Below are 15,641 nucleotides of genomic sequence, written 5' to 3'. Positions count from 1 at the left end.
GGGCGCATTGCCACGAGGATGCGCGCAGCTGATCGTCTCGAATGCGAGGCGTTCGGCATGAGTCCGAAGGAAGCGCTGCGTTCGTCGTGGCGGCGCTCGATCTATGCCGTCACGGCCAAGCTGGACGGGCGCCCTGAAGCGATGTTCGGGTTGTCTGCCATCAGCATGATCGAGGGGCGCGGCAGCCCCTGGTTCCTCGGGACTGACGTTGTTACCCGCTGCGGCCGTGCTCTAGTTGAACTGGGGCCCGGCATTCTGGCCCGGATGCATGCGACCTGTTCGACGCTTGAAAACCGAGTGGCATGCGAAAACAGGGCGGCCATCAGATTGCTCCGCCATTGGGGCTTTCATATCGGCGAAAACATCACCATCATCGGCGGCGTCCACTTTCGCCCATTTAGCCGGACCGCATAGAGTCGGCGGGCATACAGCAGGCCGAGCTACTCAGCGCGCCCGCTTTTCCATTTCTCCAGATGCGTGCGCAGCACCTCGACGGCGTGAGCACGATCAGGCGCGAGGGTGGTGGCATCAATCTCACCTAGCCTGCGCTCGACGACATCAACGCCGATTAGTCGGTCGATGCTCTCTTTGTCGAAGGTTTCATATCGAGCGGCGACCCGATCGCCCCATCCCTGCGATGTCCCGACCGTCATAAACGCGGCAGCTATGCCGCCGAAGCCAGCGTCGGTCTCGATCACTTCGGCCAACCACCCGCCTGGTGCGTCCATGCCGCCGCTATAGTCGCGCCAGCGATAGATGAGCGAGGCGATGTCAGGGTGCGCCAACATCTCGTCGGGCGATCGTGCGAGTTGCTCAATCTGCACGAGCCATTCCCGCTTAAGCGCGTCGAGGGTCGCTTGGTCCAGATCGGGCTCGAAGGTGTCGCGCTCATCCTCCTTGCGGTCGTTGGGATCGTTGAGGTGGATAAGTATCGCAGCGACTGACAGTGCGCCGGTTGCGCGCAAAGCCTCCAACACGAGCGGACCGCGCTTCTCCTGAGCCAGCCGGCGGATGAACCAGCTAATCGCCCTCCATGCCGACACCCAAGGCGAACTGAACGGCTCGCCTGACCGGCGGGATCCAACCAGCCCTTGGCCAAGCCGGAACATGGCCGGCAGCAGCACGTCAGCAGTGTCGACCGGCAAACGCTCAACGGACTCGTCAAGCCGCGCCGCGAGCGAGTGGGTCAACCCCCTCCCCTCTATCCTAGCAATGACCTCAGCAAGCCGTGACGCATTGCCGCTTGCCGCCATGAAGTCCACGAACTCGCTCTCCGAGATCTCGGCTTCGGGTGTCTGAAGTTCGAAATAGCGGGGGAAGAACCTTGAGGTGCACACCCGCTTCTCTGCGATCCATCTGACGTGCCAGCTGTCTCCATAATGCGAACCCCCCAGCGCCCACTCGACCGTCGGGAAAAGTTGCTTCACTGCTTCTTCCGCTGTTTCGCGGCGCGCCACAGGCACGATCGAAAGCAGGCTTTCCACGCGTGATCGGTGCTCGGCATCGCGTCCATCTCGACCGAACCGAGAAGTTTGGAGCAGCAACTCGCGATTGTGGAACAGCGCATCATGCAGATCCGGCTCGAAAACGCGCAGCGCCTCAAGCGCCAAGAAGTCGATGATGTTCACCTCGGATGTCGTGCCGCTGGTGTGAAGCGGCAGGTGGATCGCCACAGACGACAGGTAGCGCCGGCCTTCCCGAAGGTTCCGAACATACGGCTGTATACAGCCGATTAGCACATTGCCCCACCTGACCTGCTCGAAGCCATTCGCTTCCGTCGCGTGCTCCCCGGCTAACAGCGACAGCTCCTGGGTCACGGCTGCGTGGACAGTCGCGGTTGGAACAGCTGGCAGGTCGAAATTGGCCTGAACGATCTTGGCCAAGAAGTCCCTCCCCTGCCCGTTCGCGACGGGATCGAGCGCTGCCTCGACAATGTCGGGCTGGAACAGGAGCACGAAGATGATGTTGGGCAGGTTCGCGTTGACCTTGATCTGCCGGAAGAGCAGTCGGATCTGATCTGGCTCGAGCCGATCAATATCATCCACGAAGACGACGAGTGGTTTGTTCAGCGAGCGCAAGCTGTCCTCAAGCGACCGCCTGATCTGATCGAGTGGCTCGGACCAGCGGTCGCGACCCAGGGCTGTCAAACCCTTGCCAAGCAAGGGAACGACAATTGCAGCCCCGGCCAGCGCCGCGGCGACGAAAGCAACGGTCGGCAGCGTCAGGCCGATCGCGGCTGCCAGCGTGACGATCGAGGCATTCGCAAGAAGCGATGAGATGGTGGCGCTGCCGCCGCTGGCCTTCTTCAGCGGTTCACCGCTACCGGTGAGGATCGAACCATATCGCCTGAGCGCGGCCCCTCTCGCTGCGGACTTCGAAGAGTAGCCGCCACCTAGTTTATCAGCGACCTGCCGGAACAATGCGCGCGCGATCGCGTCGGCATCGCCCCATTGCCAAGGGTTGAATTCCAGCCAGTCGGCCCCGTCGTTCCGAGCCCGTAGCTTTTCAATGACGAGGTTCTTCAGCGAGGATTTCCCGTGTCCCCAGGGGCCACGAATTGCGAACACCCGCCCCTCATCGAGACTCAGTTCAGATAGAACGTTGGCGATCCGGCCCGCGAAATCGGCCCGGCGCAGCCGATCCTCGTTCGCGGTGCGAATCGGCACGTCGGCCCCGATGCCGTCGTCACGGCCAGGTGCCCTCCGGGCTTCACCGTCCTGACCAAACAAGCCTTTCAGCCACGCCGGCATCTTCACGCCTCAATCTCCCATGCCAGCTGCCCGGACTCACCACGTGCGCGTGGAAACTGCCCGCCGGCGCCCAGCGCGACAAGCGGATTGCCGAGCCGAAGCCCTGCCCGCCTTCGCGCTGTGGGAAGGATTGAGGGAGCAATCGATGTAGCAGCGCCATTATGGTGCAGAGTTATGCGGAGCATCGCTCCACCCACCATCCGCTCGGCGCTTTTACGCGCGCCTATTGTGGGGTGCGGCTGTCTCTTCCGCGACCGATAACATGCTCGGTTCAGGCCTGCTGAACACCACGCGAGTTATTTGCGAATGTGCCTTCCTGCCGCAGCCGTTGGTCCATTGATGCTTGCGTCCACGGCAGTTTCTGCGATCGGCACGGGCGTGGCCGCCATGCAGGGCGCGGCCTATTCCAGGTATCAATCCCAGATCGCCGAGCGCAACGACGCCCTTGAGCAAGAGGCGGCACAGGACGCGCTCAAACGGGGAGAGATCGAGGCGCAACGCCAGTATCGCAAGATCGGTCAGGTTCAGGGTGCGCAGCGCGCGGCGATGGCTGCCAACAACATCGATCCCGATTTCGGTAGTGCCGCGCGCCTTCAGGAAGACACGGCTGCCTTGGGGCGCGAGGACGTCGAAACGATATACGAGAACAGCTATCGTGAAGCGCGCGGCTTCTCGGTGTCGGGGGCGAACTTCAGGGCGCAGGCGGCCGGTTACCGGCAGCAAGCCATGGGGCAGCAAGTCGCTGGCGCGTTCGGGGGTTGGAACCACCCTCTTGGGTGGCGCGACGCAATACGCGCAATTCCGGGCACGACCCCGGTAATGGCGCGCGTTCCGACTTATCAGGGCGGTGGGGTTGCCCTCCAGCCGCTGCCAAGCCAGCGCTACCGTGCTGCCGATAACGGTGGCGGTGTCGCGGGTGCCATAGCGCAAGGACTGCAAGAACTCGGCAAAGGCATCGGTGATGTCGCCAAGGCGACCCAGCTCGTTGCTGTTGACCGTGCCGAGGACGAAGCGAAGAAAGCCGAGTCTACCCTTGCGCTGGATTTGAGTGAAGGGCTCGACAATCCCGAATCGGGGTTGCGCGTTCGCCGTGGCCAAGCTGCGGCTGACGCGTTCGAACCCACCATGAGCGCGATGGAGAAGCGACGGAAGGAGATCGCGTCTGGTCTCAGCCCGATGGCCCAGAAGATGTTCGGACAGGCGGCAGACGAGCGTATGCTGGCTTTTCGCAGCCTTGCGTCACGCCACATCGCCGTCGAATCCGAGAAGGCCCGAGACGAAACGTCGACAGATCGGCTGACGATCCAGAGCGATGGGGCCATCAACAATGCCGACGATCCCGACGTCCAGCATGCCTTCATCGCGACCGGCCTGACCGAACTGAGCGAGGTTGCCAAGCGGAAGGGCTGGTCGGCCGAAAACTATACTGCAGCGCGCACCCGCTATCTGACCGGGATCCACACCGGTGTAGTCGACGGATACATCGATCGTGGCCAGCTCGATAAGGCGATCGGCTATCTGGACACGCACAAGGACGAGATCGGGTGGAAAGAAGAAAACGCCCTTCGAAACCGAATGCGTGCGCCGCTGGAAGCTCGCGAGACCGCGACTGATGTGGCCGGCATCTGGGGCAGCGCCGCACCGGGATCGCGGGCGATCGCCAACTACAGCGATCCGCTACGCGGTGTAGGCCGCTCACCGGTCGCGGGCGGAAAATATGGGGCGAGCCGAGATTACGGTAGCCACCACGGTGTCGACATCCCGGCCCCCAAAGGCACGTCGATCTATTCGACGGCCCCAGGCACAGCGAAAGTGAGCCGCAGTCCCAAGGGCGGGAACATCGTGACCGTCGATCATCATGACGGAACGGTGTCGCGCTACATGCACCTGGGCGATGTGAATGTTCGAGATGGCGCGCAGGTCGGGCCCGACACGATCATTGGCACTGTCGGCATGACCGGGCGGTCGACCGGTCCTCATCTGCATTGGGAAGTGCTGAAGAACGGAAAGCCTGTGGATCCAGACACGATCCTGGGCACGGGTCAGCAGGGGCAAGGCCCACAGCGCCGCGACCTCAATGGTCTGCTTGCGGCCACTCGCGCCCGAGCCAAGGCGGAAGGCTGGTCGTTCGAACGCACTGAGCGAGCAGAGGATAAGCTGCGGCAGATGGTCCGGGAAGAGGATGATCTGGTCCATCGCGGCGAGGAGCAGGCCAAGCGAGAGGCGCTCGACATCATCGATCGACTGCCGGACAATCGGCTCACCTCGATCGAGCAGATTCCTTCGAAATTGAGGGCCCGGCTCTCGACCGACGATCGGATGAGCCTCGAAGATATGGCTCGCAGAAATAGCCAGCCCGAGCCGGTCAGGGCCGATGGCGACACGGCGCTTACGCTGAACCTCATGGCCATCAACGAGCCCGAGCGCTTTCAGGGCACGGACCTGCGCATGTATCGCGGGAGGATGACGCCGGGCGAGTTCGCGTCGCTTGCAACACTGCAGGCCAAGGCCCGCGCCAACCCCAACTCGCCGGAAGCATTGGACCACAGCCGAGTGTGGGGCGTCATCAACCGGCACGCGCCAGACTTGAACCTGGACCTCGGCACCACCGGTGGGAAAGCCCGCACCCCCAAGGACCGCGAAACGTCGATGCGCATCTTCAGCATGATGCAGCGTGATCTAATGGCGGTGACGGGCGGCAAGCGCCAGCCAACCGACGACGAAATCAAGCGCGCCTTCGACAGCGCCACCCTATCGGTCACCACCTACCGACCTGGCTGGCTATATGGCGAAACGCCAGTCCAGACGCGCCGATACGACGTGGCACCGGGCCAGCGAATGGGTTTGGCGATGCCGAATGGCGTGCGCGAGCGGATCATCGCATCGGTCCGACGCACGCAGCGCGGGCGAACGCCTAGCGATGACGAAATCGGTCAGATTTACCTCAACCACCGCGGTCAGCCGGGGTTCTGGCAATGACCGACCGTCGCGACCTCCTCGACCAGTATCTTGCGCCCCGGACGAGCACGCCCCCAAGCGGTGACCCGCTGGATGGCGCGCTCGAGACCGACTCACGTAACCGCGCGGCGCGCGTCTACTTCGCCGTTCGGCAGGCTGACGCCGACAAGGCAGCACGTGCGAACCGACTCGCGCGAGAGACCGGGCTGCCGAGCGATGTCGTTGAACGAAACCTCGGCACTGTCGAGGCCGACGCCTTCGGACGGCGGGGCGCGGCGACCATCATCGGCAATTCTCGCCTGTCTGAGTGGTTCGGTGAACCGCGTCGAGCTGCCGCATCGAAGGATGACCTTGAGGCGCTTGGCACCCTTTCGACGCTGATCGGGCCGAATAGCGTTGGCGACGCCGCGCTCAATCTAAAGCCCCGCTATGTGGCCCCGGTCGAGCTCAGGCGCCCGGCTGATGTGCCGATAGCGGAAAGGGTTCAGCGCATCCGCGCCCGCGAGTTCGGCCGCCGCGAAACCGTCGAGCAGGCCCGCCCCGAGACGACCGGACGAACCTGGTGGCGGGGCATCGGTATCGCAACGATTGGTGGCTTCCAGCAGGCGCGGATCGGCGCCAAGCTGTATCTGTCCGACATGCTCGGGCTTGAGAACCTGGTTCCGAAATTTCAGGCGGAATACGAGGAAGTCCAGGATGTCATTCGCGGGACGACGCCGCGCGACCTCACCTCGTTCGGACAATCAGTTTACGGTGGCCTCGTCTCTACCGGCCAGGCCATCCCTGCCCTAGCGGCCACACTGGCGACTCTTCCCGCAGGCGGCTGGGGCGGCCTCGCTGTTGCAGGTGGGCAGTCCGGCCTGGGTGCATACGGCAAGTATCGGACGCGGGGCGGCACCTCGGACGAAGCGTTGCTCGGTGGTGTGCTTGAAGGCGGCATCGAAGCCGTGACCGAGAAAATCCCGCTCGGCACTCTCGTCGGCGGCTTCGGCAAGAAGGGACTTGGCCGCTTTATCGGCGAGTTCACCTTGAAAGAGATGGGCGGCGAGCAGCTTGCGACGCTGGGGCAAGATGCCGTCGACACGGCTATCGCCAATCCCAAGGCGACCTGGAGCCAATATCTCGCCGACAGGCCGCAGGCGGCGATCGACACTGCTGTTGCGGTGATCATCCAGACCGGTGCCATCGGCGGCGGTAGCGCCGTCGTCAGGGCCCTGCGCCCGGTGGAACGCGACATCGAACAGGCCACCGATGGAATCGCCGGCGCGAACATCATGGATGCCGCGGTCGCTCAGGCCGAGGCTTCCAAGCTGCGCGATCGCGACCCCGATGCATTCCGTCAGTTCGTCGAGCAGCATACCGAAGGCGGGCCGATCGAGCATGTCTACCTGCCTGCGGAGAAGCTGCGCGAGCTCATGCAGTCAGACGGGTATGAGCCTGCCGACTGGACCTGGGCTCCTGATCTTTCCGAGCAGCTGGCGCAGGCTGGCGCGGCCGGAGGGGACGTGGTGCTGCCACTCGCGGGCGTCGCCGCCCATCTTGCAGGCACCGAGACGTGGCAGGCCATAAAGGCTGATGTTCGGCTGACGCCAGGGGGCATGTCGGAGCGGGAAGCGAACGACTTTGCCGAGGCGTATGCCGCGATCATGGAGCAGCAGGGTCGCGTCGCGGCCGGTCAGATCGAAGCCGAGCGCGCCGCAGCTGCGCCCGAGCGGCGAGTCTATGATGAGGTTCTCAGCCAGGCGCGAACTGCCGGCTTCAACCTGCGGGCATCACAAGCCTATGCTGAACTTTGGGCGCAGCGTTATGCGACGCGCGCCGCTCGCCTCGGTATCGATGCATGGGATGCGTTTCGCCGTTCGAACGTCACCATCCGGCAGGAGCTGCCCGAAACTCTGGCCGCTTACCGGAAAGCGGACAACCTCGACCTCGTCATCAACGCCATGCGTCGGGGCGCGCGCCCGTCGAAGCCGAGCGGCCCCTCTCTTCTGGAATGGATCGCCTCGCAGGGCGGCCTCAGCGATCGGGGCGGCGATGTCACTTCCATGGGCGGCGACAAGTGGCATCGCGGGCGTCCTGGTCGGCGCAAGTTGGTGCGGCGAGATGATGCTGCGGCCGGCTCGCTGGAGAGACTTGCACCGCTCGCGCGTGAGGCGGGCTTCCTCGCTGCGTCGGCGGACGTGGTAGATGCGGCACAGCTGTTGGACGCGATCAGTCGCGAACTTCGAGGCACGCCAGTCTATGCTGACGCGTCCGGCTCAGCTGCCAGTGAAACGCAGGATGCAACCGCTCGCGCAGCCGACGAACTTCGTGCGCTGCTGGATACATCGGGCGTGGATCCAGACGCCGCCACTCGCGAGGAAATCGACGCCGTGGTGGGTGCGGCACAGGAAACCGCCACGCGCGCGCTCGACCAAGGTGAGGCTCGGGGTCGCCTAGAGCTATATGCGGACGGGCAGAGGATCATCCGGCTATTCGAGGGCCGTGACCTGTCGACGCTGCTGCATGAGACCGGCCACCTGTGGGTCGAGGAACTGAAGGAGGATGCTGAACGCGCTGACGCACCCGACGACCTGAAGGCCCAGTGGCAGGCAGTTCGCGAGTGGTTTGCTGTCAACGGGTATGAAATGGAACTGGGCGGGCCTATCCCGACCGAGGCGCACGAACTCTGGGCGCGCGGCATGGAGCGCTACTTCATGGAGGGGAAGTCTCCCTCCTCCGCGCTGGCGAGCGCGTTCCAGTCCTTCCGCGCCTGGTTGTTGCGGATCTATCAGGTCGTCCAGCGCCTGAACGCCCCCCTGACGGATGATGTCCGCGATGTCATGGCTCGCATGCTCGTGACCGACGAGGCAATCGCCGCAGCGGCAGAGGATGCGGAGGCGAAGGCCCTGTTCACCACTGCCGATGAAGCCGGGATGACCGACGCGGAGTTCGAGGCATACTCGCGAACGGCTGCCCAGACGCGCACGGATGCATTCGATGCCCTGCTCTACCGCACGATGGAAACCGTGCGTCGCTCGCGGACCAAGGAATGGAAAGAGCAGCGCGCCAACGTCCGCGCCGATGTCGCGACCCGCATATCGCAGCGACCCGAGTTCCGCGCGCTTGCCTTCCTTCGAGCCCGCGACGACACCCGCGTTGCCCTCGACCGCACAGCGCTGGTCGAAGAGTTCGGCGAAGACGCGCTGGCGATGATCCCCAAGGGCGTGCCCCCGACGGTCGCGACGACCGGTGGCGTCCATCCCGACATACTCGCCGAGCAGGTCGGGTTCGCTTCAGGCCGCGAGTTGGTCACCACGTTGATCGGCCTTCAGCAGCGCGAGAACGAGCTGCGCGCCGTTGGCGACAAGCGGTCGGCCTTCAACGAGGCGGTCGATGCTGAAGCAGACAGCATTATGCGCGAGCGCCATGGGGATGCGCTGACCGATGGATCGATTGAGGAAGAGGCTCTCGCCGCGATCCACAATGACACCCGGGCAACCGTCATCGCATCCGAACTCGGCGCGTTGGGCCGCAAGGTCGGACAAGCACCGACGCCGTGGAAGTTAGCTCGAGAATGGGCGGAGCGAACCGTTCGCGAAGGGATGATCGGCGAGCAGGCGACCGGCGCTGCCATCGCCCGCCACCAGCGCGCCGAAGCGAAAGCCGGGCGTGAGGCCGAGAAGGCGATCCTTGCCGGCGATGCCGAGGCGGCGTTTCGCGCCAAGCAGCAGCAGATGCTTAGCAATGCGCTGTTCCGCGCCGCGAAGGACGCGAAGGACAGTGTCGACCGCATCGTGAAGCGTCTCGGCCGGTTGGCCAGCGCCAAGTCGCAGCCATCGATGGATCAGGAATATCTGGACCACATTCACGATCTGCTCGAAGCCTATGACATGCGACCTCGCACGGCACGTGAGCTTGCCGAGCGCGAGTCGTTCAGCGCTTGGGTGGCGGCCAAAGAAGCTGCTGGCGAGGAAGTCCACGTCCCTGCCCGCTTGCGCGATGCCAACACCGTCAACTTCACCAAGCTGACCGTCGATGACCTGATGGCGCTTGACGACACAATCGCGTCGATCGCGCACCTGGGCCGGGTGAAGAAGAAGCTGATCCTTGCGCAGGAAGAGCGTGACTTCGACGAGACGGTCGAGGACTTCTTGGCGACAGCTGAAGCCCTGCCCGAGCGCCAGTTCACCGCCCACCGCAATGAGCGCCGCACGAAGTTGGGACGTGCCAAGGCGTTCGCACGCGATTTCGGTGCGATGATGGTCAAGATGGAGTTCCTGGCCGACGATCTCGACAACGGTGACCCCAATGGCGTGATGAACCGCCTGTTGGTGCAGGGCTCGACCGAAGCCGCCAACCACCAGGCGCAGCTAAGCGAGGACGTGCTCGCCCCCCCTCGCCCGCCTTTACAACGATATGCCACCCGAGCAGCAGCGCCGCATGGCGGAGCGCGTGACGGTGCCCGAATTCGTGGAGATCAACCCGGAGACCATGGAGATTTTGCCTGGCATCTATTCCCGGTCGGACCTGCTCGCCGTAGCCCTGAATACGGGGACGGACTCCAACTTCGATAAGATGGTGCGGGGTGAAAGCCTCGCCTTCAGGCAGATGCCGGACCTGCAATGGAGCCGCGAGAAGGTTGAGGCTGTGCTGGCCCGCGAGCTCAACGCCGAAGATTGGCAGTTCGTGCAGGCTGTCTGGCGCCAGATCGGCTCGCTCTGGCCAGAGATCGAGCGGGCAGAGCGCGCTATCACCGGGGTCGTGCCCGAGCGGGTCGAGCCGCGCCGCGTCCAGACGCCGTTCGGCGAGATCGAGGGTGCCTATTACCCCATCGTCTACGACCCCGCTCGCTCCAGCCGGGCTGCCGACAACTACCAAGACGATGCCGCCAAGTTGCTCGGGCAGATGGGCCGGGCGGTTTCCACGCCAAAGGGGCACACGATCGAGCGGACTGAATATGCGGCCCCGCTCATGCTCGCCCTTGAGCCGGTGCTGTTCAATCACGTCAGGCGAGTGACGACCCGCATCGCATACGGTGCCTGGATCCGCGACGTCCTCAAGTTCACGGACGATCGCCGCGTCCGAGCCATGATCGATCGCAAGCTCGGCCCGGAATACCACGCCCAGATTAAGCACTGGCTGCGGGGTCAGGTGAACGAGGCAGCCATGGACACATCGTCGATCCGTGCCCTCGATCAGGTTCTGCGGAAGTTTCGCGTCAATGCCACGCTGGTGGGCCTGGGATTCCGCATGACAACGATGGTGGCGCAGGTCGGCGGATTGCCGAACTCGGCTAATCAGGTCGGAGCGAAGTGGCTCGCCCGCGGCATGGGGGAAGCGGCCTCCGGTGGCGGCGCTGCGCGAGATTTCGTATTCGCCCGCTCGCCGGAATTGGCTCGCCGCGCTCACGACTTCGATCGCGACATCGCCGCCGCTTTCCGTGACATGGAGGGATCTTCCTCGCCGCTCGACCGAGTGCGTGCTTGGGCGTTCTGGGGCATCGGCATGATCGACGTGTATCTGGTCGCCATGCCGACATGGCTCGGCGGTTATCGGCGGGCGATCGAAGAAGGCATGACGGAAGCCGACGCTGCTGCCTTCGCCGATAAGGCCGTGCGGAAGTCGCAGGGTTCGGGGCGGCCCAAGGACTTGGCGGCGATCCAGAACGCCAGCGAAGGCTATCGCGTCCTCACCATGTTCTACAGCTTCTTCAGCGTGCTCTACAATCAGCAGCGCGAGATGATCCGGGACGCCCAGAAGGGCAACTATCAGAAGGCTGCCATGACCGCATGGTGGGTGATGATTGCCGGCCCCCTCCTGTCGTCGCTACTTGTAGGCGACTGGCCCCAAGATGAAGAAAGCTGGGCCGCCTGGGCGATCAGGAAGGTGTTCTTCGGGATGTGGGCTGGCATTCCCGGCGTTCGTGACGTCGCCAGCGTCACCGAGCGGAAGGTGTCGGGTCAGTTCAGCGAATTCGGCACGGCGCCGATCTACCGGTCGTTCGAGGGATTGATGCGGATCGGCGAGGACGCTGTCCGCAAGGCTGAGGGCAAGGAACCGTCGGAGCGTTGGATCCGCTCGGCAGTCGAAACCCCCGGCTATTTCCTTGGTCTGCCGACAGGTCAGGCAGCCGCCACCGCTGATTACCTCTACGCCGTCGCGAATGACGAGCAGCAGCCCGAGAACGCCCAGGATGTTGTCGCGGGGATCGCCAAAGGGCGGCGCGACGACCAGCGCTGACTAATCACCGCTCGCTCGCCTTCGGTTCCCTCGTCAGCGCCCAGCCAGCGAGACCCAGGATGGCAGCGGCGATCACGTTGAGGATGGCCCAGGTTTCCCGCTCGAAATGCACGGGCACCACGGGGTTGAACAGCAGCGCAACGATGCCGATCGCGATGGCCCAGCCGATTCGATCAGCCTGCCATGCGCTGTAGGCGATCCACGCGCCGGCTACCGCTGTGACGAGTCGAAGCAGCTGATAATAGCCGTATGGCATCTCCAGCAGGGCGACCAGCATCATGACCGCAGGAACCGCAAATACGGCGGCGTGGGGTGCGCTGGCTTGGTGCTATTCATCATCGCCCTCGATGCAGGCTTGGCGGTCATCGGCAGTAATGCAAGACGTTTCCCTCAGCGCGTCGTGCGGCCGTGCTAACAGCAATATCAGCAGGGCGAACACCATTAGGCCAGCCATGACGCCCATCACGCGTGAATTTTGGCGTTCGGCTACCCAATGCCCGCTCACGTAAACAGCGCCGAACAATCCGATACCGAGCACGGTCAGCAGAATGCTGGCCCCAAGGGCTCCCATGAAGTCGAATATCGAAGTTACCATCGGCGCGCTCCCCCTGCCCGTTCTCGCGGCGAGATCAGCTGAATATCGGCCGGAGGATCAGCCAATAGATCGGCCAGATCTCCGACAGGAATAGGTTGATCGGGATCGCCCATATCCAGTTCACCCACGTGTAGACGTAGCCGTCGAGGAAGGTGAGCTTGACCATTGTTGCCAATGCGCCAAGCTGCCAGACGCATCCAAGCAGTTCCTTCATTCCGATGTCCCCCCGGCTGGCTACCGTCTACCTAGATCCGGGGGCTGGCAAGGCCGAAATCACTACCCGATTCCAGTAATGATCACATGCAACGTGGGAAGAATTGAGGGATCACGGCACCGGATCATGTGCCAGATCAAGTTAGATCAACGACCTGGGCCGCAGGGTTATATGGATGATGGAGCCACCGGCTTCGGGACCTTCCGCGTCCGGGGGGCCCCATGTAGAAGCGCACGATGCTCGCATATTTCGATTCCGATCAGCATACCATTGCCGCAGACATGGGGCGCATGCATCCCTGGACTGAGACAGTTCACACGCCTGAGGGTCGCTATGTCGACTTCAAGAGCAGGCCAGACGCGATCCGCGCCACCCTTGAAGACCTGAAACATGCGGGAACAGCGGAGATTGAAAGCGCCATTGTGGAGTTCCTGCGCTGGGCCAACTCCTCTGAGGCGCAGTTCGAGACGAATGACTTCGGCCTCCGCCCGTTGAAGGCAAATGAATCAGGGGTCTCGCCTAAGCCGCTCGAGCAGATGTTACGGCTCACGATCTTCTTTCGTGATCTCGTGCAGAACACGTCGGTGCCGAACATCGGTTCTTTTGGCCAGGAACTCGAAGTTGAGTTGAAAGCGATCGACCCGACCTTCCGCGATGCATGTTGGGGTTGGTGCCTATGGCCTCACTTCTTCCTCGATCTCGAACACCTCGGCGAGGAGCAGGCCGAGGGCGCAGTTATTCAGCTCAACCTGTGGGGTTGGGGCGCCGACGCAGACGAGGTAAGCGTCAATCTATGCCGCGCGTTGAGTAACCTGAAGCTCGCCCTTCAAACTGTCTATGCGCGCCGCTGGCCCAGCTGAAACGGCCCGTCTTGTCGCAGGCTTAGCGGTGTTCTAACCATGTTCCATGGGACATGGACGCCGCTTGACGGACGCAGAGCTGGCCTCAGCGGTTCTCGACATTGAGGATCCAATGGCAGTGGAAAGGCTGTCGCGCTCGCGCCCGGATGCTAATTTGCAGCCATCGATCGTTGGGGAGTATCACCGTCCCGTAAGCGAAGATGCGCTGTGGTGCTGTCATTGCCAAGGCCACCGACATTGGAACGGCTTCGTCGTCGAGAACGAAACCGGCAATCGCTACATGATCGGCAGCCATTGTGGCCCCAAACATTATGAACTGAGTTTCGCTGCGGCGCGTCGCCAGCACAATGAACTGAAGCAGCGTCAGGGGCTGTTCCTGCGGCTTGCTGCCATATTGGCGGCCGAGGACGAACTGTTGAAGCGTATCACGTCAGTCCTCCAGTCGGATGGGTTGCGCCGGCTCGACATCACGCGCAGCCAGATGAAGAAGTCAGCGGGGGACATTTTCTTCCGCCTGCAACCTATCGCGCTTGGCGGGGCCGTGCTGACAGAGTCCGTTCGCGTCCGTGATTACGCGGCGGAAGCGCTTCGTCCAGCCAATGGAAAGAACGAAGCGCCGATCTACACCTTCGAAAATCAGCGGATAGGACCGTTGCTGGGTGCCAGCGTCCTCATCGAACACGGCGACTGCCGGGATCACCTGATCGCGTTGCGCCAAGCCGTCGGAGAGGCGCGAAAGCTACACACGAGTGGCACCGACTCGATCAGCACCTCCCAACTTCAGAAGACCGTGCAGCGATGTGAGGAACAGCTCCAGCAGGCGCAGCAGGCGATCGCCATGGCGCGCCGCGCGCCAGGCTTCTTCTCCGACGAAAACGTGACGCGGCTTGAACGATGGTCCGGTCAGTTCGATGGGTTCAAACTCCGGCGGACCGAAGGCGGGATTGAAGTCATTACCGGCGAGGGGGCGACGGTGTTCATAGCAGCACTTGCTGATGTGGTGCTGCTCGACCTGCCGGCACTTGGCGGGGTCGGGTCCCCGCCCCCCGGCCGGCCACCGCAAGGCGATGGACATTGGGGGCGATGCCTACGATGCGGATGGGGCGGTTGCCTTGGGCGGCGAGGTGACACCCTCGTGAACTGAAGCTGCCGCATTTTCGTGGTGAGAGTCGGCACAGCAGGCGCAAGACCGCGCTTTCGGGCGCCTGTCACGTGCGGCGGCTGCCCGACGCTCGTGACGGTTCACTGATAGCCGCCCTCTTCCTCGCGCTTCTCCGCGGCATCTTCCTCCGCCTCGACGAGCTCGGTGTCTTTCTGATCGCCGCGCTCGGTCTCTTCAGGATTGGTGATCATGATTGGTCTCCTTGCCGGATGAACGTCTGGGTCCGGCGATAGATGCGGCCCGTCGTTGACCCCGATTGGCGCGTCGCTAGGACGAAAGGGTGATGATCTCGATCTTGAGCGCCGTTCTGTTAGCGGCGGCCGGCCAAGTGCCCATCGGTCCCTGTCGGGTCGTGGATGGCGATACCCTGCGTTGCGGTGGAGAACGGGTGCGACTGCTTGGCATCGACGCGCCTGAGAAAGGCCGCTGTCAGCCTGGCCGGCGTTGCGCGCGAGGCGATCCGCACGCCAGCGAGGCGAGTCTGGCGCGCGCGGCGCAAGGTCCGCTGACGATCAGGCGGGTTTCTCAGGATCGATACGGTCGAACAATCGGGCTGGTGGCGGGAAGGGCCGGCGACCTGTCGTGCCATCAACTTCGATCGCGACAGGCGATCTACCGCGCTGACTGGGACAATGGCGGGCGGTTGGCTGCATTTTGCAGGGCTGCGCGTTGAACACCGAGGCTGAGCGCCAGACCTTCACAGCAGCGCTATGGGCGAAGCACGGCGATGATCTGCCACGCTATATAGCGACCCGGGTGGGCGAGCAGGTGACAGCCGGCGACCTTGGTGGCGTTGGTTTCTGGCGGGACATTGCCGCGCGAGCGGAAGCCATGATGCGGTCGCCGCTGCAGTAAACGTCGGCACTTTCCTACAGCATCC

General features: G+C 63.4%; 10 protein-coding genes and 1 pseudogene. 7 read left to right on the top strand and 4 right to left on the bottom strand.

The features are described 5' to 3' along the window. Positions 1–18: 18 nt before the first annotated feature. Complete coding sequence (locus LRS08_RS18900) at positions 19–414, top strand: hypothetical protein (RefSeq protein WP_257845729.1); 396 nt, start codon at positions 19–21, stop codon at positions 412–414. A 26-nt stretch (positions 415–440) separates the two neighbouring features. Here the strand turns inward: LRS08_RS18900 and LRS08_RS18895 are convergent, their stop codons facing one another. After that, positions 441–2,750 (bottom strand): KAP family NTPase, encoded by a 2,310-nt coding sequence (locus LRS08_RS18895; RefSeq protein ID WP_257846173.1) that lies wholly within the window; start codon positions 2,748–2,750, stop codon positions 441–443. A 387-nt stretch (positions 2,751–3,137) separates the two neighbouring features. Between LRS08_RS18895 and LRS08_RS18890 the strand changes: the two genes are divergently transcribed. Both LRS08_RS18890 and LRS08_RS18885 read left to right on the top strand, forming a co-directional pair. After that, entirely contained in the window at positions 3,138–5,729 is a 2,592-nt protein-coding gene (locus LRS08_RS18890; protein ID WP_260481702.1) for a peptidoglycan DD-metalloendopeptidase family protein, read from the top strand. Next, positions 5,726–10,264, top strand: coding sequence for a hypothetical protein (locus LRS08_RS18885; RefSeq protein ID WP_260481115.1), 4,539 nt, complete (start codon positions 5,726–5,728; stop codon positions 10,262–10,264). Before LRS08_RS18890 ends, LRS08_RS18885 begins: the two co-directional genes overlap by 4 nt. Positions 10,265–11,934: 1,670 nt before the next feature. On the opposite strand, the pseudogene LRS08_RS18880 reads toward LRS08_RS18885, so the two are convergent. The 3 genes and pseudogenes from LRS08_RS18880 to LRS08_RS18870 all read right to left on the bottom strand — a co-directional run. Beyond that, positions 11,935–12,219 (bottom strand): annotated as a pseudogene (locus LRS08_RS18880) (DUF6804 family protein); the annotation flags it as partial. A gap of 39 nt (positions 12,220–12,258) precedes the next feature. Next, a complete protein-coding gene (locus tag LRS08_RS18875) occupies positions 12,259–12,525 on the bottom strand; it encodes a hypothetical protein (RefSeq protein WP_257845736.1) in 267 nt (88 codons plus the stop codon). Between the two features lie 34 nt (positions 12,526–12,559). Next, a complete protein-coding gene (locus LRS08_RS18870; RefSeq protein ID WP_257845737.1) occupies positions 12,560–12,739 on the bottom strand; it encodes a hypothetical protein in 180 nt (59 codons plus the stop codon). Between the two features lie 236 nt (positions 12,740–12,975). Here LRS08_RS18870 and LRS08_RS18865 point away from each other — a divergent pair, with 236 nt between their 5' ends. The 4 genes from LRS08_RS18865 to LRS08_RS18850 all read left to right on the top strand — a co-directional run bounded on the left by LRS08_RS18865 (position 12,976) and on the right by LRS08_RS18850 (position 15,616). After that, entirely contained in the window at positions 12,976–13,599 is a 624-nt protein-coding gene (locus LRS08_RS18865) for a hypothetical protein (protein WP_260481114.1), read from the top strand. 64 nt (positions 13,600–13,663) lie between these two features. After that, complete coding sequence (locus LRS08_RS18860) at positions 13,664–14,743, top strand: hypothetical protein (protein ID WP_260481113.1); 1,080 nt, start codon at positions 13,664–13,666, stop codon at positions 14,741–14,743. Between the two features lie 301 nt (positions 14,744–15,044). Next, a complete protein-coding gene (locus LRS08_RS18855) occupies positions 15,045–15,434 on the top strand; it encodes a thermonuclease family protein (RefSeq protein WP_257845741.1) in 390 nt (129 codons plus the stop codon). Next, positions 15,431–15,616: a DUF6961 family protein gene (locus LRS08_RS18850; protein WP_257845742.1), complete on the top strand. Its 186-nt coding sequence runs from the start codon at positions 15,431–15,433 to the stop codon at positions 15,614–15,616. The genes LRS08_RS18855 and LRS08_RS18850 overlap by 4 nt, the downstream gene beginning before the upstream one ends. Positions 15,617–15,641: the final 25 nt, after the last annotated feature.

The sequence above is a fragment of the Sphingomonas sp. J315 genome (assembly GCF_024666595.1).
Classification (GTDB): Bacteria; Pseudomonadota; Alphaproteobacteria; order Sphingomonadales; family Sphingomonadaceae; genus Sphingomonas.
The sequence above is the reverse complement of the archived record's forward strand: the minus strand, read 5'-3'. Positions and strand labels throughout refer to the sequence as shown.

Bases quoted from the DNA above. Each gene is read 5' to 3' on its own strand.
- LRS08_RS18900 (WP_257845729.1), top strand. From the start codon at position 19: ATGCGCGCAGCTGATCGTCTCGAATGCGAGGCGTTCGGCATGAGTCCG.
- LRS08_RS18895 (WP_257846173.1), bottom strand. From the start codon at position 2,750: ATGCCGGCGTGGCTGAAAGGCTTGTTTGGTCAGGACGGTGAAGCCCGG.
- LRS08_RS18890 (WP_260481702.1), top strand. From the start codon at position 3,138: ATGCAGGGCGCGGCCTATTCCAGGTATCAATCCCAGATCGCCGAGCGC.
- LRS08_RS18885 (WP_260481115.1), top strand. From the start codon at position 5,726: ATGACCGACCGTCGCGACCTCCTCGACCAGTATCTTGCGCCCCGGACG.
- LRS08_RS18875 (WP_257845736.1), bottom strand. From the start codon at position 12,525: ATGGTAACTTCGATATTCGACTTCATGGGAGCCCTTGGGGCCAGCATT.
- LRS08_RS18870 (WP_257845737.1), bottom strand. From the start codon at position 12,739: ATGAAGGAACTGCTTGGATGCGTCTGGCAGCTTGGCGCATTGGCAACA.
- LRS08_RS18865 (WP_260481114.1), top strand. From the start codon at position 12,976: ATGCTCGCATATTTCGATTCCGATCAGCATACCATTGCCGCAGACATG.
- LRS08_RS18855 (WP_257845741.1), top strand. From the start codon at position 15,045: ATGATCTCGATCTTGAGCGCCGTTCTGTTAGCGGCGGCCGGCCAAGTG.